Source organism: Bifidobacterium simiiventris, from assembly GCF_019331715.1.
GTDB lineage: Bacteria > Actinomycetota > Actinomycetes > Actinomycetales > Bifidobacteriaceae > Bifidobacterium > Bifidobacterium simiiventris.
Map to the genome: position 1 here is coordinate 101,350 of NZ_JAHBBG010000006.1, position 20,954 is coordinate 122,303.

A 20,954-nucleotide genomic window follows, 5' to 3' on the forward strand; every position below is an offset into this window, starting at 1 on the left:
TGTGCGGCAGACCCGGTAACGCTCCGTCGGGAACGCTCATGCCGATTCGGGCAACTGCTCCCATGCCGGCAGATGGTGCAGCGCACGGACGATGTTGCACTGGGCGAGCAGGTCGCCTTCGGCCGCGCACATGGTGGGGTACCACATGCGATGGCGCAGTCTGGCGGCCACGCCCCTGCCTGAGCCACCGCGCAACAGTACCGTCTCGCTGCTGCCGTACTGGAAATGCAGGTGACTGAGCAGCCCGCCGCTTGCGAGCGCGGCGCGTTCCGGCATCGGATCCATCGCGATAAGCACGCGGAACGGGCTGCCGGCCGGCGCAGAGTCGGCGTGGAAAACGTAACACGGCTTGCCTTCGAGTCCACGGTCGATCATGTGGTCGAATTGGTAGGCGTAGCGGCCGATCACCGTGGATTCGTCGCTGCGCCATTCGAGCGCGAACCCGTTGCCCGCGTTCTCGCCGTATTCCAGCGGTTCGATATGCCATCCGGCGATCGGCACATGCCGGTTTTCGCGGCCGGTGGTGCGGCAGGCCCAGCGCCAGAACCGGCGGATGCTGCCGCCGAAGAACGGGAGCATGAGCGAGAATCCGGATCGCCGGCCGCGCATCGCCGCCTCGGAATCGGCCCACGCGCGTTCGATAGCGGGGTCGTGGCTGTCGATGAGCTGCTCAAAGCTGATCCAGTCGCCGATCCATTCGGTCGGGTCAAAAGTGGTCATGATGCTTCCTTGCTCAAGTTGTCGTCTAGGTCGATGATCCGGTCGCACCATAGTGCGGCAAGTTCCTCGTCGTGCGTGACGACGAGTACGGCTTTGCCCCGGTCGGACAATCCCCGCAGCAGCGCGCCGACCTGCATCATGTGCGCCCGGTCGAGTCCGCTGGTCGGCTCGTCGAGCACGATCAGTTCTTTGCCGCACATGATCGCCGATGCGATCGCCAGCCGTTGCTGCTGCCCGCCCGACAGACTCATCGGATGACGTTCCGCGAACGGCAGCAGATCGAGTTCCGCGAGCACCCGGTCGGTCTGCTTGCCGAGCGTTGCGTCGCCGGCGTCGCCGAGGCCGAGCAGCAGTTCCTCGCGTGCGCTGTCGGCGAAGAGCTGGTAGTTGACGTCCTGCATGACGAGGAATCCGGCGCGGGTGAGCGCGGCCGGCCGTGCCGGATCGCCGTGCAGCGGCACCCGTCCGGCGAGCGGTTTCTGCAGTCCGCACAGCGTGCGCACGAGCGTGCTTTTACCGGCTCCGTTGCGGCCCATCAGACCGACGATCTCTCCGCCGTGCAACGTGAGATCGGCGATGCCGCGACGGAACGCGCGACGGTAGCCGACGACGAGATCGTGCGTGGCAATGACGGGAACGCCGCCGGTATTGGATGACGGCTGGTGTCCGGTTTGCGGCGCGAAGAGACTGGCCGGAGCGGAAGGACGCTGCCTTGCCGGAGCAGTGACGGGAGCGGCCGATGATATGGCCGATGCGCCGGACGGTTCGACCGACCGAGTCGCGGCAGATCGCGGACCGGCGCTCGGTTCGACGTCGTCCACACCGGTTTTCGCGCGCAACGCGACACGATACGGCGCAAGATCGAGTGCGCGCAGTCCCCATGATTCGAGCTGTTGCGCCGGGAGCGCCTCGAACTCGGCGGCCGTGTATTCGCCCGCCACCGCGCCGTGCTCGAACCGCACGTACCGGTCGACAAGATCGGCGCACCATGCGAGCCGGTGTTCGGCGATCACGACCGTCACGCCGTTGCGTTTGAGCGCGGCGACCATGTCGTGCAAGTCGCGCATCGCGGCCGCGTCGAGGTTGCTGGTCGGCTCGTCCATCACGATGACGCATGGGTGCAGCATGGTCGCCGCGGCGACCGCGAGCCGCTGTTTCTCGCCGCCAGACAGCTTGAAGACGCTGCGGCCGAGCAGATGTTCAATGCCGAACCGATGCGCGACCTCGGCGACGCGCGCACGGATCTCGGCGGACGGCATGCCAACGTTCTCGCAGGGGAACGCAAGTTCGGATATCGTGTCGGCGTTGAAATACTGCGTTTTCGGGTTCTGGAAGACGCTGCCGACGAGCGGCACGAGCGTTTCGATCGGCACGGGTGCAGTAACGTTTGCAGCACTTGCACCGCCCGTCGTGTCACCGGCGCCGCCCAGACCGCAGATGGTCTGCGTCCCGGTCAACGGACCGTGGAAGAAGTTCGGGATGAGACCGTTGATGAGCCGCGTGACGGTGGTTTTGCCGCAGCCGGACTGCCCGCACAGCATGACGGTTTCGCCGGGACGAATGGCGAGATCGACGTGGGAGAGGGCGAGATCGGCGGGAACCGTCGCGTTGACTGGTGAGGGGACTTCGGCGGCCGGATTGGCAGCCGCAGCGCCGGTATCGTCGTGCGCGTATTGGAACGACGTGTCGACGATCGCGATGATGGGCGCGGATGCGGCGCGGAATAAGATTTCTCCGCTCGCTTCGCTCGGTCGAAATGACACAGTAGGTGATTCGCTCACAGCACGCCTCCGATTGCGAGCGCCAGCGGCGCGGTGCACACGACCATGAACGCCCAGTCGAACCAGCGCATGCGGATGACGGTCATGCAGGTGTGTTCGCCGGCGACGCCGAGTCCTTTGGTGAGGGCCGCGACGGACAGGTCGCGCGAGACGAACGTCGCGTTCATGAGCAGCGGCACGATGATGAACTCCAATGATTGCACCGGGTGGCGCACCAGCGCGAACCGGCCGGCCGCGATGCCGCGCAGTGCCATCGCGTTGCGGATCTGCCGGTAGTCGTGCGCGATGGTCGGGAAGAAACGGATGACGACCATGCACGGGATGACGATCGCCTCGGGCACGCGCATGCGCCGCATCGCGCATACGAACTCGCTGATCGAGGTCGTGGTGAACGCGTACGCGCCGGTGATCAGGCACGGCATCATCATGCGGATACCGACCGACAGCAGTCCGGCGACGTGGCCGGCCGTCACTGCGAACGATGTCGCACCGCCATCGTTTGCACCGCCGTTCATCATGCCGATCAGCGATCCTCCGGAACCGCCGCCCGTGCCGTCCAGCGTCACCGCGTCCGACCACAGTCCCAGTCCGAGCAGCGCGAAGTACAGCACGGCCAGTCGCAGCCCGTTGCGCCACCGTCCGGCCACGAACAGCGGCAACAGGAACAGCGCGACCATGATCGCCTCGCCGCGCGTGTCCACGTGGAAGAACAGCAGCAGGTTCGCGAGCAGCAGCAGGTACAGTTTCGTGCGCGGGTCGAGCCGCAGTCCGGAACGGCCGGCGGAGGGGAAAGTCATCAGGCGATGCCGGCCTTGACGAAGTGCTTCTTCAGGATGCGCTGGCCGAACCAGCCGCCGATCAGGCCGCACACAAGGATCGCGGCCATCGCCACGAAGAACGAGCCGACGCTGATCTGCGAGAACAGGTTGTCGATGTACGCCGAATCCTTGCCGCGCGCCTCAAGCGAGGCGACGTACGCGTCCTTCATGAACCACAGCGGCAGGATCGGGCCGGTCAGGCCGTAGCAGAACACGACGTAGCCGATGAGGATGGTGACGCGGTTCTTGTAGTTGCCGATGCGGGCGATGAGGTCGCCGGCGAGCGGGAAGACGACGCTGGCGACGAACGAGAGCGCGAAGTGGCCGGAAACGAACAGGAACAGGCCGATCACGACGCCCATGACGGTGATGCCGCCGAACTTGCCGACGCGCGCGACCGAGAGCATGAACACCGGGCCGCAGATGAGCGCGGCGACGGCGGGCAGGAAGATCGTGCCGGCGCCGGCGATGAGGGTGGAGACGAGCGTGGCGACGCACACGCACACGAAGTAAAGGGCGGTGAAGATGCCGATCGAGATGAGGTCGGGAACGGCGAGACGGCCGGACTTGACGGCCGGCGCGGGCTGGATGGGCTGGGTGGTCGATGAGTTGGGCTGGGTCATGCGATCTCCGATACGAGGCATACGGTCGTGGCGTCCGATATCAGCGGAACGTGCGGGATGAACAAACTCCACCCAATCTATCGGGCTTCCGCGCGCAACACAATACCCCCGTTCTTCGTCGGCGCCGCCTCCTCTCGCCCTCCCGCACTCGCGCGGCGGCAAACAGCCGCGAAGCACCGCGAGAGCGGGCTCCAATCGAAGTCCGAACATCACGCAGAAATCCCATGCCGGCGCGCAGCAGCCCGGCCGCACCGGGCCCCGCCCCCGCCCCTTACGCACGCCCGGCCTTGGACGGGTCGAGGCTCATGGTCTGGAATCGGTTCGCCATGAACTCGTCGCCGAAATGCCGCGCGAAGAAGTCCGAGACCGGCGAGTCGACCGCGATGCCGGCCATCCGCGAATACCACGCGTCCAACGCCATCAGGGTCATCGTCGCGTCGACCACCATGAACACGAGGCACACGAGCGTCAACGTGTACCGCCATCCCCACGGGATGCGCTGGATTAGCGCGAGCAGCCGAGGCAGGATCAGCTTGACCCACGCCAGTCCGAGCAGCCCCCAGAAGAACATGTACTTGCCCGACGTGCGCCCGTCGATCGATAGCCACTGGCCGGTATAGTCCCACGCGGTGATGCCGAACGCGACCTCCATGAACCAGCTCGTCAGGTATTCGAACGTGCCGCCGATCACCGCGCTCGCGCAGAAGATCAACAGCCAGTTGGCGCGCCACAGACGGTTGAGCAGCACAGTCAGCAGCACCGCGCCGCAGCCGTAGATCGGCGAGAACGGGCCCCACAACAGGCCCGCGCGATCCTGCCATTCGCCGCCGTACAGTGCGAAGTGGTAGATCGTCTCGATCGCGAGGCCGAACACGCAGCCGACCATGAACAGCCAGAAGATGTTGAAGAAGTCGAGCGAGATGTAGCCTTTGCCGCTCAGGTCGCGTCCGGGCATGCCTTGGGCCAGCGCACGTTCATATTCCGAACGCCTGTCCATGTGCCACAGCGCGGTTTTGAGGCGGCGTTCCTCACGCAGCGCCGGGTCGACGCTGACGGACAGCGCGATCAGGATGACGAGCTGGATGATCGACAGGAGAAGCGGCAGCCGCAGACCGTCGAGCGCGACCGTGAACAGACCTTCGGCGATGGTGAGCGGGATGAGGGCTTCGATCCAGCGTGCCGCGTGCTTGCGCCGGTTGCGTAGCAGCAGAATGCTGAAGATCATGAGGATGACGGTGGTGACGGAGTTCGTGCCGGCCGACAGCCAGCTGAGGATGGCGGTGAGGTCGGGCTGGGTGACAATGACCTGTCCGGCGGCGAGCGCACGGATGACGCGGATGACGGAGAGCACGATGGCCGGGATGGTGGTGATGCCGTAGACGACGAGCACGATGCCGTAGATGCGGGCGACGAGCGGGAGACGTTCGTCGTCGATGTCGACGACGCCGTCGCCGTTGACATCGCCGGGGATCGAGGTACCGACGGCTGGAGACGGATTCGGCTTCTCCGCTGACGTCAGCCCCACGGATGCCGGCTCAGGTTCCGATGGCTCAGGTTCCGGCGCAACCTCTCCGGGAATGCCGATGACCGGCCCAATATCCATGGATTCAAACTGTTCGGGCGCCTCCGCCGTCGCGGCACCCTCGATCCGCGCGGTTTCCTCGTTCTGGTCTGCTGCTTCACTCATGCCGTCCACGCTATCAGCGCCGCCCAACCGACGACCGTCATCCACGGGAGGGATTACACTACGTGTTGCGTAGCGCTACGCCATACGTAGCGTTACGCAACGAGCACTCGCCGACCCCGGAAGGACGATAAAGGACGATATGAGCAATGTGCTGAAGATCCTGCGCCGCGACGCCCTGCGTCTGCTGCGTGTGCCGACCGCATGGGTCATCATCGTCGGCATCACCGTGATTCCCGCGCTCTACGCCTGGTTCAACATCGTCGGCTTCTGGGATCCGTACAGCAACACCAAGGGCGTGCAGGTCGCCGTCGCCAACAACGACGAAGGCACCAGCAACGCGCTGCTCGGCGATCTCAACCTCGGCGACCAACTCGTCGACCAACTCAAGGCGAACCACGACCTCGGCTGGCGGTTCGTGAGCAAATCCGAGGCGATCGCACAGGTGGAATCCGGCGAAAGCTACGCCGCGATCGTCATTCCGGAAACGTTCAGTGAGGATATGGCCGGGGTGATCACGGACGGCAAGAACCGCCCGACGCTCGAGTATTACGTGAACGAAAAGGCGAACGCGGTCGCGCCGAAGATCACCGACACCGGTGCGTCCACGGTCGACACGCAGGTCAACAACGCGTTCGTCTCGACCGCCAGCAAGGTCATCTCCGACGTGGTGAACAAGGCCGGGGACACGCTTTCGGCCCAAGCCGACGACGCCACGGCAAGCACCGTCGCGCAGCTCACCTCCGCTCAGGCCAAGATCGCCAAGGCACGCACGTCGATCGACGATCTCAAGCAAGCCTTCTCGCAGATTCCCGACAAGACCAAGGAATCACGCGAACAGATCGCACAGATCACACTGGCCGCAGCGAACGCCGGCACCCTGCTCGACACCGCGTCACAGGCCATCGCTACCGCGCGCGACACGACGACCGCGTTCGCCAACAGTTCCTTCACCGCACTCGACCAAGGTTCGAATCTGCTCTCGCAGGCAAGCGCGAGCGCAAACCTTGGCATCGCGACGATCACCGGCGGCATGACCGGCGCGAACGCGGCGATCGGAGATGCGCTCACCGTCGCCAAGCAGGCGAACGAGACGACCAGCGACCTCATAGCACGACTGCGGCAATTGCCGGACTCATCCACGGCCGCAAACCTTATCAGCGAACTGCAGACGCGCAACGACAAGCTCGGCGATTCGATCAGCCGACTACAGACCCTCAACTCCGACACCGGTTCGCTCATCGACGACACCCGCAACGCCGCCGACACGATGAACACGGCCACGCAGTCCACGCTGGACGCCACCGGAAAGGCGCGCTCCACGATCTCCGCCGACGCGCTGCCGAAGCTCAACGACGGGCTGACCACGTTGTCACAGACGACGGGCACCCTGTCCGCAATGACCGGCAGCCAAAGCACGCTCATCGCGCAGGCCAAGGCCGTGCTCGACCAGCTCGATCAGGCCGCGAACAACACGACGGAGGCGCTCACGCAAACCGACGCGGGCCTGTCCAGAATCGAGTCGAAACTCGCCTCCACTGCCACCGATCTGACAGCGTTGGCATCGACCGACATGCTCGGCCAGCTCCTCGGCTCCGACGGCAAGCTCAACGTTTCCGCGATCTCCGCATTCATGCTCTCCCCCACCGTGCTCACCACGAAAACCGTGTACCCGGTGGCCACGTACGGCTCCGGCATGGCGCCGCTGTTCACGAACATGGCGCTGTGGGTGGGCGCGTTCGCGCTCATGGTGATCGTCAGGCTCGAGGTCGACGACGAGGGACTCGACGAGGAGCCGACCGCCAGCGAGCGCTATCTCGCGCGCTTTCTGCTGCTTGCGGTGCCGGCCGCCGCGCAGGGGTTCGTCACCACCGCCGGCGACCTGATCCTCGGCGTGCAGACCGTGAACGCGCCGCTGTTCCTGCTCACCGGCGTCGTCACATCGCTCGCGTACCTGAGCTTGATCTACATGCTTTCGACCACGCTCATGCATGTGGGCAAGGGCCTGTGCGTGGCGCTCATCATCGTGCAGATCCCGGGCGCGTCCGGCCTGTATCCGATCGAGATGATGCCGGACTTCTACCGCAGGCTGTATCCGTTCTTCCCGTTCACGTATTCGATCGGCGCGTTCCGTGAGACGATCGGCGGGTTCTACGACGGCCATTGGACGCGCGACATCGCGATGCTGGCCGTGTTCGCGGCCGTCTCGTTCGCGGTCGGGCTGGCGGTGCGGCCGTGGCTGACGAATCTGAACCGTCTGTTCGCACGCCAGCTCGCGGACAGTGACATGTTCGTCGGCGAGGAGGTGCAGCTGCCCGACCGGCCGTTCAGCATTGCGCAGGCGATCCGCATGCTTGCGGACAAGGACGTGTACCGGGCGGGCGTCGAACGGCGTGCGGCCGCGTTCATGGCACGGTATCCACGGCTCAAGCGCGGGGCACTCGTGGCCGGTCTGGCCGTGCCCGCCGTGCTCGCGGTCACGTTCTCGTTCGTGGCCGGCGCGAACGACGCAGGCGCGATCGGCGTGAAGCTCGCCGCGTTGGCGACGTGGATCGTGTGGATCCTCATCATCATCGGGTTCCTCATGGCGATCGAGCTCGTGCGCGACAGCCTCGAACGCCAGACCCGTCTCGGCACGCTGAGCGACGAGGCGATCCGCGCAGTGCTGTACCGAGGCAAACGTTCGCACGGCACGCATGCGCAGCAGCGCACCATCCAGCCCACCACGCACACGGAAGGCAGGCACGCGAAGTGAACGCGATCATCAAGCTGTTCGTCGGCGATCTCAAACGCATCACCGGCAACGTCGTCTCGATCATCATCGTGATCGGCCTGGTCACCATCCCGGGCCTGTTCTCGTGGTTCAACATCGCCGCGAGCTGGGATCCGTTCTCGAACACCGGCAACCTGAAATTCGCGGTCGCCAGCGTGGACGAGGGCTACCAGTCCGACCTCATCCCGGTCAAGATCACGGTCGGCGACTCGGTCGTCAACGCCCTGCGCGCGAACAGCCAGCTCGACTGGACGTTCACGAGCGAAAGCGATGCGATCGACGGCACGAAATCCGGCGAATACTACGCGGCCGTCATCATTCCGAAGGACTTCTCCGAGAAAATGATGACGTTCTTCACGGCCGACACCGTGCGTCACGCGAAGCTCACGTACTACACGAACGAGAAGATCAACGCGCTCGCGCCGAAAGTGACCGGCCAGGGCGCGGACCAGGTCGCCGCGCAGGTCAACGAGATGTTCGCGCAGACGATCACGAGCACGGCGCTGTCGATCGCGTCCGGACTGCTCGACCAGCTCGACGACCCGCAGGCCACGCAAATGCTCGGCACGTTCAACACGAAGGTCGGCGACGTCGCGAGCGCCTTGGACGACACGGCCGCGACGCTGACCATGTACGGCACGCTTACCGATTCGGCTGCCTCGCTGATGGCGAGTTCGATCGACCTGATCGACACCGCGTCGGGTTCGGCGCAGGACGCCAAGTCGCAGCTCGATTCGGCGAAGTCGGGCGCGGCGACGGTGTCCGACGCGCTGTCGTCGGCGACGAGCGCGATGGCGGACGCGCTGAAGACCAGCGCGGACAGTTTCGACGCGGTGTCGGCCAACATCGACGCAGTGTATGCGAGCGCCGGCAAGTCGAGCGCGGATCTGGCGCAGTCGCTGCGCGCGCAGGCCGGGAACGTCGACGGACAACGTGCGCAATACCAGTCGATCCGAGACACGGTCGCTGCGCTCGATCCGGCCACGACGATCGGTTCGGACACGCAGGCCGCGCTGCTGGACGGTCTGGATCGGGTGATCGCACGGCAGGTCACGCTGCGCGATGCGTTGAATGACGCGGCCGGCGACCTGGAAACGAAGAATACGGATGCGACGGCCAAACGCCAGACGATCAAGGATCTCGCCGCGCAGGCAAAGTCGAGCGTCACGTCGGTTACGTCGGACTTCAGTGCCTCGCTCACGCCGCAGATCGACTCGCTGTCGACGTCGGTCAACGATCTGACGCAAACGTTGTCGTCCGGCTCGTCATCGCTGTCCGCAACGATCGACGATCTGCACGACACTGCCGATACAGCCAACGCCAAGCTCGCGGACGTCAAGTCCACACTCAACGAGACCGCCACGACGCTCACGTCCGCAAGCGCGAAGCTGAGCGACTTCAGCGAGAAGATGAAGGATGCGCTCAACAGCGGCGACATGGCGCAGGTCAAGGAGCTGCTCGGCTCGGACACGGACTCGCTGGCAGCCACGTTGGCCGCGCCGGTGCAGCTCAAGCGCAAGGCGCTGTTCCCGGTCGCGAACTTCGGCAGCTCGCTCGCGCCGCTGTACACGTTCCTGCCGCTGTGGGTCGGTTCGCTGCTGATGGCGGTGACGCTGAAAACCTCCGTGTCGCGGCGCGTGCGCGACGAGCTGGAGGCCGCGATCGGGCGAGAGGCGCGACCGCATGAGCTGTATCTGGGCCATTACGGCGTGTTCGCGACGATCGCGCTGCTGCAGAGCACGGTCTCGTGCGGCGGCACGCTGCTGTTCATGCGCATTCAGGCCGTGCACCCGTGGCTGTTCATGCTCGACGGGTGGGTGAGTTCGCTTGTGTACTCGTTCTTCGCATACACGATGGTGGTGAGTTTTGGCAACGTTGGCAAGGCGATCGGCGTGCTGTATCTGGTGGTGCAGATCTGCGGGTCGGGTGCGGCGTATCCGTTGCAGATCCTGCCCGATTTCGTCTCCACGTTGAGCCCGTGGCTGCCGATCACGCATTCGGTGACGATGGTGCGCGCGGCGATCGCGGGGATCTATGCGAACGATTACTGGATTGCGCTGGGTAAGCTGGCGCTGTTCGTACCGCCGCTGCTGCTGCTCGGACTGCTGCTGCGCAAGCCCCTGGTCGGCTTCAACAAGTGGTACGTGGCGCAGGTCGAAAGCACGAAGCTGCTGTGATCGCGTGTTCCGTGCCACCGCTCCCGTCATATCATGAACGTAACGAGGAAGGAATCATGACCGACTCATCAACGACTTCCGTTCCGCCGCGCGCCGCGCGCACGCGTGAGGCCACGGACCGCAAGATCGCGCAGGCGACGCTCGACATCCTCATCTCGGACGGCATCGGCGCGATGACCATCGAGGAGGTGTCGCGCCGGTCGGGCGTGGCGAAGACCACGATCTACCGGCGGTACCGCAACACGGACGACCTGTTGCGCCACCTGCAGATCGAGGCGGTGAGCCTGCCGGAATTCGGGCATCTGGAGACCACACGCGAGGGATTACGTATCCTGCTGGAGCGTGTCGCGGCCAGCTTCAACGACGAGATCGGCCTGAAGGCGGTGGGCGTGGTGCTCTCGACCAGCAATCAGGCGGTGCACGGGCTGGCGAGGCAAATCATCGATCCGGCGCAGCAGCGGTTCGCGCAGTTCATCACGCGAGGCGTGGAATCCGGCGCATTCCGCGCGGATGCGGATGCGCACTTCCTGTTCGGCACGACCCTCGGCTCGATGCTCGCCGCCAAGGCCCTCGCCCCCGATGCGGCCGCCGACTGGCCCGAGCGCATGACCGCCCTCCTGTGGCCCGCCCTAGCCCGCGCCTAACGCAATACGACGCCGCTTCTCATACCCCATTCGCGATAGCGCTGGCGGAGCCTCGGCTCCCTCAACTGAGAGACATTGCCGTTAAGCAAACAGCAGAGCTGTTTGTAGGCAATGTGCGAGCCGACAGGCGAGCCGGCAAACAGTCAGCCGTAAGGCTGTCCGTAATTGCAGGACGCTGTCAGCCGTAGGCTGACTGAGGGAGCGTCGCGGCACGCCAGTGGCGCCAACAACACAGCATCGCGCAACGCGCGATTCCAATACCACACGCATCATCCGCTACGATCAACCCATGAGGGGCTACAACCAAACCAACACGCCACTCGCCAAACACCTCCGCCGCAGCATGACCCCATGGGAACGCAAGCTATGGCACCGGTTCCTCAAAACCCACACCCTACGCTGGCAACGCCAGAAACCCATCGGCGAACGCATCGCCGATTTCTACTGCGCGAAGGCGCGGCTCGTGGTCGAGCTGGACGGCGGCGGACACTACACGACGGAACAGCAGGCCGAGGATCTGCAACGGACCCGGGAGATGGAAGCGACGGTGCCGGGGTTGTTGGTGGTCCGGTTCGCGAACAGTCAGGTGGATCGCATGTTCGACGCGGTATGCGGGGAGATCGACCGGGTGGTGATGGGGCGGGTTGCTGAAGGGTGACCAATGGTTTTCGTATTGGGATCGCGCGTTGCGCGATGCTGTGTTTACTGGCGGCCGTTGGCCGCGACGCTCCCTCAGTCACGCTACGCGTGACAGCTCCCTCAGCCGAGGGAGCCGAGGCTCCGCCAGCAGCATACGCGGTCGCGGGTATGCGGAGATGACAGGCAAGCGATACCGATGTGGCGACGCGGACGCTACTGGATGGAGGCTTCTTGGCGGGCTACCTCGAGGGCGGCGTTGAAGGCGTCGGTGGTCCAGCTGGCGCCGGCGACCGTGTCGACCTTCAGATCCTTGAGCGGCTTGCCGTCGACCACGCCGTTGATCGCCTCCGCGAATTCGGTCTGGTGCTTCTTCGAGATGCTCGTGAACGGGTGCCCGATGATCTCGACGTTCTCGACGTTCTGATCCTTGACGGTCACGTGCACGTCGATCGTGTCCTCGCCGATCGGGCCGTACTGGCCGTTGACCGAATACGTGCCGTCCGCGTAGTTGCCGGTGTCCTTCTTGTCGGATTTCGTGCCGGTGTCGCGGCTGCCCGCGCCCGTCGATGAACCGGACGAGCTCGACGACGAATCATCCGATCCCGAGGACTGCGACTGCTGCTCCTGCGACTGCTCGGTCTCGCCCGAATTACCGGAATATTCGTCGTTCATCGGCGTGGCCTTCGGCTCGCCGCATCCGGCCAGCATCGCGCCGGCCACCACCAGTCCGGCCGCCGCAACGACCGCGGACTTCTTCAACGTGTTCGTATCGCTCATATCACTCCACAGTAGTTGATTCTTGCCCATCCAGCGAAAGCCTGTCATTTCGACCGAGCGCCAGCGAGCGGAGAAATCTCTACCATCCAGCGAGGTATTGAGATTTCTCGATTCGGCTTCGCCTCACTCGAAATGACAAGAAGGAAGAGTCCAGTCCACGGGACTATTCCTCGCCGCCGGTTTTCGCGGCCTTGGTCGGGTCCGCGAAACCGATCGCGGTCTCGCCGGTCTGCGCGCCCTCGACGGCCGCGCCGGTGGACGCCGGATGCCCGCCCGCGGCCTCGTACGCCTTCCGTGCGGCCTCGTCGTTCCACTTCTCGCCCACGAGCACGCCGTGGTTGAGCATGATCTCGCGCTCCGCGCAGCTCGCCACCAAAGCATCATGAGTCACCACGATGATCGTCGTGCCCTGCTCGTGCAGCTGACGGAACAGGTCGAGCACGATCTTCTCGTTCTTCTCGTCGAGGTTGCCGGTCGGCTCGTCGGCGAGGATCAGCTTCGGATCGTTGATGAGCGCACGCGCGATGCACACGCGCTGCTGCTCGCCGCCGGACAGCTGGCTCGGCAGGTGGTGCGCGCGCTCCTTCAGTCCCACGCGGTCCAGCGCCTCGAGCGCCTGCTTCTCGTCCACGACCGAGTGGTAGTACTGCGCGACCATCACGTTCTCCACGGCCGTCAGATGCGGCACGAGGTAGAACTTCTGGAACACGAGGCCGATGAGGTTCTTGCGCACGTCCGCGAGCTGGCCGGCGTTGAGATCCTCGAGCTTGCGTCCTTCGAGCTTGACCGATCCCTTCGACGGCGTGTCCATGCAGCCGATCATGTTCATCAGCGTGGTCTTGCCGGAGCCGGACGAGCCGACGATCGCCAGCCACTGCCCGGCCGGCACGGTCAGGCTCAGGTCGTCCACGGCGTGCAGGTCGCCGTAGATCTTCGAGATATGGTCGAGTTCAAGCAGCATATCCATGATGTTTCCTTACGTTATTCACAAGCGTTGTTCACGAAGCCGTAAGCCGACGATTATTCCTCGCGCAGCACGACGGCCGGGTCGATGCGCGTGGCGCGGTGGACGGGCGGGATGGAGGCGACGACCGCGACGATCGCCGCGAGCAGCACGGACGCGACGCCGAGCCACCAGTTGAAGCCGATCGACCGCTCGAACACGGCCACGCACAGCCATTGCGCGAGCCCGTAGCCGATCGCGGTGCCGATAAGGCCGCCGATGAGGCCGTACATGGCCGATTCGACGTAGAATTCGATGCCGATCGCCGACGAGCTCGCGCCGAGCGCCTTGCGCAGGCCGATCTCGTTACGGCGCTGCGAGACGATCGAGCTGATCGTGGTGCCGACGCCGACGAGCGTGAGCACGAGCACGACGAGCGAGACGATCCAGAACAACGTTTGCAGCATGGTGATGATGCGCGTGTCGGATGCGGTGATCTTGGTGACCTGCTGTGCCTTGACGTGCATGGACGTCATGTCGTTGATGCTTTGGACCAGCGCGTTGAGATCGTTCGCACCGGCGGAGTATTCGATGACGTCGACGCCGCGCGTGACGCCGGTGAGCTTGTTGACGTCGGCGTTGGTGGCGTAGATGATCGAGTCCTCACTGCCGCCGGTGTCGACGATGCCGGCGACGCGGAATTCGGTGCCGGACGTGTCCATGATGTCGCTGGAGACGCGGCCGTCCTGGGTGGGCTGGGCGGAGGACTGCGTGCTGGTCGTTCCGTTGGTGGTGGAGGCGGAACCCGTGTTCCCTCCCTCAGTCTCGCTGCGCGAGCCAGCTCCCTCATCTGAGGGAGCCGAGGAGGTGGAGGAGTTGTCGGAGGCGCGGTAGGCGATGGTGATGCGCGAACCGACCTTGAGGCCGATCGCGTCGGCGATGTCTCGGCCGACGAGCACCTTGCCGTCGGACGGCCACGAGCCGTCGACCACCCAGTGATGGTTGAGGTTCTCGACCTGCTTCGCGTCCACGCCGGCCATCACATACGGCGCGGCGTTCACGCGAACGTTCTCATAACGGTAGGTCGCATGCTTCTCGGAACCCTTCGCCGCGACCATCTCGGTGGTGTGCTCGACCATCGCCTTGTCGATGCCGGCCTTGTCGGCCGACGCGGTGGACGAGGTCGGCGTGACGATCAGGTTCGCACCGTACGCACGCATCTCCTCGTTCATCTGCTGCGGCACGGCGATGCAGATCATCGCCAGGCAGAACAGCGTGGCCGCGCCGACCAGCGACGCGACGACCGCCATCATCGCACGCGAGCGCCGCCGGAACACGGCGCTGAACAGCATGCGGAAGAACATCCCGGTATTCGTCATCTCACCACTCCTTTCTCGTCGTACCGATGCGTAACCCTGTCATTTCGACCGAGGCGACAGCCGAGCGGAGAAATCTTCTCCCGCTGATGAACGACTGCACACGGGACAGCATCGCACGCATCGCAGGGAAGAGATTTCTCGACTCCGCTCCGCTGCGCTCGAAATGACACTGTGCAGCAAAATCACCGGCCATGGAGCACCTCCGCGGGGCGCAGGCTCAGGATCGAGCGGATCGACGACGCGGACGCGAGCAGCACGGTGATCGCAAGCAGCACGAACACGAGCACGAACACCATCGGACGCATCGTGATGCCCGAACCGAACACCACGTGCCCGATCAGCTGCGCGACGCCCGAGCCGAGCCCCGCGCCAACGATCGCACCGAGCAGCGCGATCGCCGCCGTCTCGGCCATCATCAGACGCGACACCGCGCCGTCCGTCGCGCCGATCGCCTTGAGCAGCGCCAGTTCGGCCGACCGCTCCCCGATCGAGGCGACCATCAGGTTCGCCACGGCCACGGCCGCCGCGATCAGGCTCAGAATCGTCATCAAAATCATCACGGCCTGCGTCTTCTGCAAGACGTTGCCCTGCAGCGCGGCGACCTGCCGCACCTGCTTGGCGACCGCGTCCGGAATCACCTCTTCGATCTGGTACGCGATCGAACTCGGGTACGCGGTGCAATACCAGGTCTCCCAGTCGTCCTGGCTGAGCGCGGCCGGGTTCTGCGCGGCCTTGCGCGCGAGGTCGTTCTCCGGCGTGGTCAGGGCCTTCACCTCGATCTTGTCGGCCGCATCGGGCAGGTCGGCGAGCACCTGCGCGACCGAACTCGACAGGTACAGCGAACCGTTCTCGTCATCGCCAGAATCGTATATACCGACGATCTTGATCGCCTGCTCGTTGTGTTTGCCGGACGCCGTGGTCTTCTTGAGCGTCACCGTGTCACCGATCTTGACGCCGAGCTGTTGCGCGAGCGTCGCGCCGATCATGCCCTGATCGGTGTCGTCCTTCGGCCACGCGCCTTCGATCTTCCACCACGAGCGCATGCCCTCGACGCCGACCACGGTCGTCTCGCCGGATGCGAGCTTCAGTTCCTTGTTGAACCACGTGCCGACGAGCGGCGCGTTCGTGCCGTTGACCTCGGCATGCACGTTGAGCTGCGGCGCGAAGTTGGTGATGTTGAACGCCCAGAAGATCGTCTTGATCTTGGCCGCGTCCGATTCCTTGAGGAACGCGGTCGGGTCGGCCTGGGCTGCCGCGCCCGTAAGCCCTGTTGTGTTGTACAGGTCGGAGACGACCGCGTCGGCCTTCGGCTGCACGACGATGTTCGAGCCGTACGTCGACAGTTCGGCGTTGAGCTTGTCGCCGACGTCGAAGACAACGCCCAGCATCGAGACGCTGACCGTGGCCGACAGGCACACGGTGAGCGCGATGAGCAGCCGCCTGCGCAGCTGGCGCGTGAACGACCGCGCGATCATTCGCAGAAAGAACAACGTGTTCCTCCTTTTCCGGGTTCTCGGCCCCCTCGGCTGAGGGGGCTGTCGCGGCGTAGCCGTGACTGGGGGAGCGTCAGAAGCTATGCGCTCGAAAAGCTTTGATTACCTTCAGGGGAGCTGATTGAGGGACAGCCAAGTGCTTATGCGTTCAATCCCCTGACGCTCCCCCAGTCAGCTTCGCTGACAGCCCCCTCAGCCGAGGGGGCCAAGAGGTTGTGGTCTCACTGGAAGTGGGCGCTCAGGGCGTCCAGATCCGCAGTCTGAATAGTGATCTTGCCGTTGCCGGTCTTGTACGGGAACGGCACCGGGTTGCATCCGCCGCGGAAACCGATCGTCGCCAGGTTGATCGCGACCTCGCACTTCTTGCAGATGATCTTGCCGTCCTTCTCGTAGTAGCCCGCGTCGCCGCAGTTCTCGCACGCGTCGAGGCCGATGCCGTACGCGCCGCCGTTCTTCTTGATGATGATGAACCGCATCACCGTGCCGTCCTTCGCCTTGTATTCGAAGCGGTGCAGGTGGCCGTCCTCGACCTGGCTGAACGGGATCGTCGCCACGCCATCCTTCAACGAGTACGCCTCCGGCGGCGAAAGCGTGACCTCCTGCTGGGTCGCGGCCACGCCGACCGTGAGCGTCAACGTCACGCCGATCATCGCGACGGCGCTCCACGCGGCCGCCGCGATCGCGCGACGACGGAACGCCTTGTGCCGGCGCACGGTCGCCTCGTTCGGACCGGTCATCGGCATGCGGAATCCGGCGACGATCGACGCGACGGCCGGGATCAGGAACGTGAACGCCTGTGCCATGATCATGCCGCGGTTGTTGTTGATCGACCACGCGAGCAACACGAACTCGGTGTGGTTCATCGGGAATCCGCGCGCCTGCAGGATCTGCGCGAGGCCAGTCAGATGCTGCACGAACAGGATCGCCATCGTCAGCACGACGGCGGCCGTGAACGCGGGCCGCACCGCGGTCGATCGCATCGTGCGGAAGATCGCGGCGACGATGATCGACATCGCCAGTCCCAGCGCAAAGCCGAGCGCGCGCAGCAGCATCGCCGACGTGAAGATCGGGTCGCCCGGCTCGACCCAGATCGTCAGCTGCAGGATGACGTCGGGCAGCGCGTAGAACAGCGTGAGCGCGATGTCGATCGCGGCGACCGCGTTCGCGACGTGCATCCAGATCGCGTGCCGTTGCCAGTTCGTCGTGATGCGGCGGGCGAGGATGACGGTCGTCAGCGCGAGCAGGTCGACGACGACCGCGACGCACAGTACCGGATAGTTGACGAACGTGCGCTGGTTGATGACGGCCGCCGCGCGCAGGGCCGCGAACACGATCGCGGCGACGAGGCCGACGCTGACGCCCCACAGACGCCAATGCGTGCTGATCGGCTTGTCGCGCCCCTCGCCGACCGTGAGCATAACGCTCAGGCACATCACGAGCAATGCGGGGGCCAGCGTCCCCGGCATCACCGTCACGAATTGTTCAAGCATTCGCGTCCTTTCATCGTTTCGTCAGCATCCTAAAAACAGCAAAAGCTCCCCTCGTGCGGAAGGGAGCGTTGTGCTATGCAGTCATGATGGAATTGCCCACGTTAGCCGCGGTTGTCATCACCACTGGCGAGGCGTGTAATCCCAGTTGTCGAAGGTGACTTCGATCGGCTCGGTCCAGAAGCGGCCCTTGACGCCGGTCTCCGGGTCAACGTGCAGCATCCAGCCCTTGGCGGCCGGGGATTCGATCGACAGCTTGAGCTGGTAGGTGCCGGCCTTGTCGAGCTTGACGTTGGCGCCGTAGTGCGGGCCGTCGGAGGCGTTCATCTGCATGAAGGTACCGGAGGTGGCCTTGCCGCCCTCGACCTCCTTGCCGGTGGACTTGTCGATGATCGTGTAGTTCACGGTCAGGTCCGGCACGAAGTCGCCCTTGCCGTAGCCGAGCTCGGTGCCCTTCTCGTTGGCGTGGATGTCAGCCTCGAGGTGGAAGGAGGCGTCCGCAGCCTTGAGGCCGGAGGAAGCCGGTTCCATGTCGATCGGCTGGAAGTACACGGCACCGACAGTCAGCGGGCCGTTGTCCTGATCCTGCTCCTCGGCGGTGCCGGACGGGCCGACCGGGACTTCCTCGAAGCCGGCGCCGGCGTCGGAGGAGGTGTCATCGGACTTGGTGTCGTCCGACTTGGTGGTGTCGGAGGTGGAGGTGTTCGACTTGGCGTTGTCGTTCGACGCGGTGGTCGAGCCGCAGGCGGCCAGCGAGAAGGCCATCGAACCGGCGAGCAGCACACCGAGGACGGCGGCGAGTTTCTTGTTCTTCATATTTCTCTTCCTTTGTCTAGGTTGAAATTTTTGGGAAAATCTATTACTTGGCTGCGGCGGCAGTCTCGACCGGTCCGGAACCGCCCGCGGCAAGCTCGGCCTTGGCCTTGCGCTGCTTGACGAAGCCGACCACGAACAGCGCGATCACCGCGATGGCCGCGATCACCTGCGCCACGATGCACTCGACGTACGGGTAGAAGCCGAGCCAGTCGTTCGTCGGCACGCCCTGCAGGTAGTTGGCCGGCAGCGCGTCGCCCTCGATCAGCGCGTGCACGCCGCCGCCCGCGAAGACGACCACGAGCACCGACATCAGGATCGACGTGACGAGGAAGAACGGGCCGATCGGGATCTTCACCGACGTGAACCGGATGACGAAGAAGATGATCACGAGCACCACTGCCGCGGCGATGCCGCCCGTCCACATGCCCTTCGTGTCCTGGCTCATCGAGTAGATCGACTGGTAGAAGATCACCGTTTCGGCACCCTCGCGGAACACGGCGAGGAAGCTCAGCATCGCAAGCGACATCACCGTGCCGAACGCGACGTGATCGCCGGACTCGACCTGCGCGGAGACCGACTTGACGGCAGCCTCGGTCTTGGTGCGAATGTACCGGTTCCACGCCTCGACGCTCGACTTGTTGAGCATCCAGTTGCTGGTCCACAGCAGCATGCACATGGCGATCAGCGCGCACACGCCTTCCATGATCTCCTGGATCGGGCCGGAGCCGCCGAACGCGAGCACGAAGATCACCGCGACCACGCCGGCGCCTGCAAGGCCGGCGAGCACGCCGAGGTAGATCCACTTGGTGAAGCGCTTGTTGCCGGACTTGACAAGGTACGCCACCACGGCCGCGACCACGAGCAGCGCCTCAAGACCCTCGCGGATGAGGATCAGGAACGCCTGGCCGACCGCGCTGGTGATGAACTTCGTAAAGCCGCCCTCCTTGTCGGCCGCGCCGCCGTCGAGGATGCCCGCATCCTTGACCAGCATGGCCTTGAGGTCGTCGATGAGCTGCTTGGTGCTCTTGAGATCCGCGCCGGTGTTCATTGATTTGCGGCACATTTTGAACTGGTATTCGACCTCGGAGACGCGGTTGCCGCTGATCGCGTTCATCACGTTCTTCTCGAAGCCGAGCTTCTCGTAGTACTGGTAGTACGCGTTGTTCACGAGCGTCGCGCCTTTGACCGCGTCGCCCGCCGCGTACGCCTTGTACGCGTTGTCGAGGATCGGGGTCATCTCGTTGGCCACGTCGGTCCACGAACGGTTGCCCTTGCCCGGGTTCTTCTTTTTCTTGGCGTCGAGTTCCTTGCGTTCCTTGGCGATCTGCGCCTGCAGATCCTCGGCGTACTTTTTCGGGTTGGCAAGATTCGTGTTGGCGTCGAGCTGCTGCGCGGTCGCGTTCAGGTCGTTCACCAGATCGGCGATCTTGGTCTTGAGCTGGTCGTCGTTGCCGGACGTGTACGAGAGGTTCTGGATGTCCTGGAACGCCTGCTGCTGTGCGGCCTGCTTATCGGAGCTGACCGAGTCGCGCACGACGGCGGTGAAGTTGGACGCGATGTAGATCGTGTTGTACGCGGCCATGAACTTGGACGTCGAACCGGCCGTGTTGCCGGACGTGTATTCCTTGAGGCCGTCCTGCAGCTGGTCGTCGATGGCCTTGGCGACGGCGGCCCAGGTCTCGTAGTCGACGCTTGAGCTGTCGTCAGCGAACGCGGCCTGCGTGAACGGCAGAACCGACTGATCCGTTGACGTGCCCGTCGAAATGGGGGCGACGGCGAGGCTCAGCATGGTCACGAACGCGGCGACGAATGCGATCGCGGCGACCGTGGCCTTGGCGATCGTGTGCGTTGCCGTGCGCGCGACAGAACCACCGTCCACGGATTTCGCGGCGGCCGTCATCATGGCACGATTCGACATTACGAAGCTTCCTCTCATATGCGCATATGGGCGTTTCGCCCACCGCGCAATAACCTACGAGGAAACTTCCAGAAAAAACAGTCTTGATTTTTTAGCCGGTTTGCGGTAGTCGCACGATTATGGCGGAATATCAACGACGCATGGGTCAACATTCGTGGCGCTTGTGTTGTTTTCGTGGGTGTGGGTTCGTCGTTGAGCCGTTGAGGGAGTAAGAGAAGAGCGCTTCCTGGGTAGGATGTTTTCGACCAAGATAAACAAGCAACCAGCAAGCGCCTGATGAAC

Annotated in this window: 16 protein-coding genes; 4 read left to right on the top strand and 12 right to left on the bottom strand. The window is 64.4% G+C overall.

What is annotated here, in order from left to right; genetic code table 11:
- Positions 1–36 precede the first annotated feature (36 nt).
- From KIH76_RS07515 to KIH76_RS07535, 5 genes are all read right to left on the bottom strand, one after another.
- Positions 37–720, bottom strand: a complete 684-nt coding sequence (locus tag KIH76_RS07515; RefSeq protein WP_219070067.1) for a hypothetical protein — start codon at positions 718–720, stop codon at positions 37–39.
- On the bottom strand, positions 717–2,501 hold the full coding sequence (locus tag KIH76_RS11570) for an ABC transporter ATP-binding protein (protein WP_338023619.1): 1,785 nt from the start codon (positions 2,499–2,501) through the stop codon (positions 717–719). Before KIH76_RS11570 ends, KIH76_RS07515 begins: the two co-directional genes overlap by 4 nt.
- Positions 2,498–3,298 carry an energy-coupling factor transporter transmembrane component T family protein gene (locus KIH76_RS07525; protein WP_219070070.1) on the bottom strand — a complete coding sequence of 267 codons (801 nt, stop codon included), beginning with the start codon at positions 3,296–3,298 and terminating at the stop codon, positions 2,498–2,500. The genes KIH76_RS11570 and KIH76_RS07525 overlap by 4 nt, the downstream gene beginning before the upstream one ends.
- Entirely contained in the window at positions 3,298–3,942 is a 645-nt protein-coding gene (locus tag KIH76_RS07530; RefSeq protein ID WP_219070072.1) for an MptD family putative ECF transporter S component, read from the bottom strand. Before KIH76_RS07530 ends, KIH76_RS07525 begins: the two co-directional genes overlap by 1 nt.
- 271 nt (positions 3,943–4,213) lie before the next feature.
- A complete protein-coding gene (locus tag KIH76_RS07535) occupies positions 4,214–5,629 on the bottom strand; it encodes a putative ABC transporter permease (protein WP_236036895.1) in 1,416 nt (471 codons plus the stop codon).
- A 139-nt stretch (positions 5,630–5,768) separates the two neighbouring features.
- Between KIH76_RS07535 and KIH76_RS07540 the strand changes: the two genes are divergently transcribed.
- From KIH76_RS07540 to KIH76_RS07555, 4 genes are all read left to right on the top strand, one after another.
- A complete protein-coding gene (locus KIH76_RS07540; protein ID WP_219070073.1) occupies positions 5,769–8,381 on the top strand; it encodes a YhgE/Pip domain-containing protein in 2,613 nt (870 codons plus the stop codon).
- Positions 8,378–10,576, top strand: coding sequence for a YhgE/Pip family protein (locus KIH76_RS07545; protein ID WP_219070075.1), 2,199 nt, complete (start codon positions 8,378–8,380; stop codon positions 10,574–10,576). The genes KIH76_RS07540 and KIH76_RS07545 overlap by 4 nt, the downstream gene beginning before the upstream one ends.
- Before the next feature lie 56 nt (positions 10,577–10,632).
- The gene (locus KIH76_RS07550; protein WP_219070077.1) at positions 10,633–11,220 is read left to right on the top strand and encodes a TetR/AcrR family transcriptional regulator; all 588 of its coding nucleotides are present in this window, start codon (positions 10,633–10,635) and stop codon (positions 11,218–11,220) included.
- Positions 11,221–11,509: 289 nt separating this feature from the next.
- Entirely contained in the window at positions 11,510–11,878 is a 369-nt protein-coding gene (locus KIH76_RS07555) for an endonuclease domain-containing protein (protein WP_219070079.1), read from the top strand.
- Positions 11,879–12,072: 194 nt separating this feature from the next.
- Here KIH76_RS07555 and KIH76_RS07560 read toward each other — a convergent pair whose 3' ends face one another.
- The 7 genes from KIH76_RS07560 to KIH76_RS07590 all read right to left on the bottom strand — a co-directional run bounded on the left by KIH76_RS07560 (position 12,073) and on the right by KIH76_RS07590 (position 20,543).
- Positions 12,073–12,636, bottom strand: coding sequence for an FMN-binding protein (locus KIH76_RS07560; protein WP_219070081.1), 564 nt, complete (start codon positions 12,634–12,636; stop codon positions 12,073–12,075).
- Between the two features lie 163 nt (positions 12,637–12,799).
- Positions 12,800–13,597, bottom strand: coding sequence for an ABC transporter ATP-binding protein (locus tag KIH76_RS07565; protein WP_214373639.1), 798 nt, complete (start codon positions 13,595–13,597; stop codon positions 12,800–12,802).
- 59 nt (positions 13,598–13,656) lie between these two features.
- Positions 13,657–14,958, bottom strand: a complete 1,302-nt coding sequence (locus tag KIH76_RS07570; protein WP_219070083.1) for an ABC transporter permease — start codon at positions 14,956–14,958, stop codon at positions 13,657–13,659.
- A gap of 182 nt (positions 14,959–15,140) precedes the next feature.
- Positions 15,141–16,448 (bottom strand): ABC transporter permease, encoded by a 1,308-nt coding sequence (locus KIH76_RS07575; protein ID WP_219070085.1) that lies wholly within the window; start codon positions 16,446–16,448, stop codon positions 15,141–15,143.
- Between the two features lie 224 nt (positions 16,449–16,672).
- Complete coding sequence (locus KIH76_RS07580) at positions 16,673–17,941, bottom strand: DUF2318 domain-containing protein (RefSeq protein ID WP_219070087.1); 1,269 nt, start codon at positions 17,939–17,941, stop codon at positions 16,673–16,675.
- A 117-nt stretch (positions 17,942–18,058) separates the two neighbouring features.
- Positions 18,059–18,754 (bottom strand): iron transporter, encoded by a 696-nt coding sequence (locus tag KIH76_RS07585; protein WP_219070089.1) that lies wholly within the window; start codon positions 18,752–18,754, stop codon positions 18,059–18,061.
- Positions 18,755–18,797: 43 nt separating this feature from the next.
- On the bottom strand, positions 18,798–20,543 hold the full coding sequence (locus tag KIH76_RS07590) for an FTR1 family iron permease (RefSeq protein WP_219070097.1): 1,746 nt from the start codon (positions 20,541–20,543) through the stop codon (positions 18,798–18,800).
- Positions 20,544–20,954 lie beyond the last annotated feature (411 nt).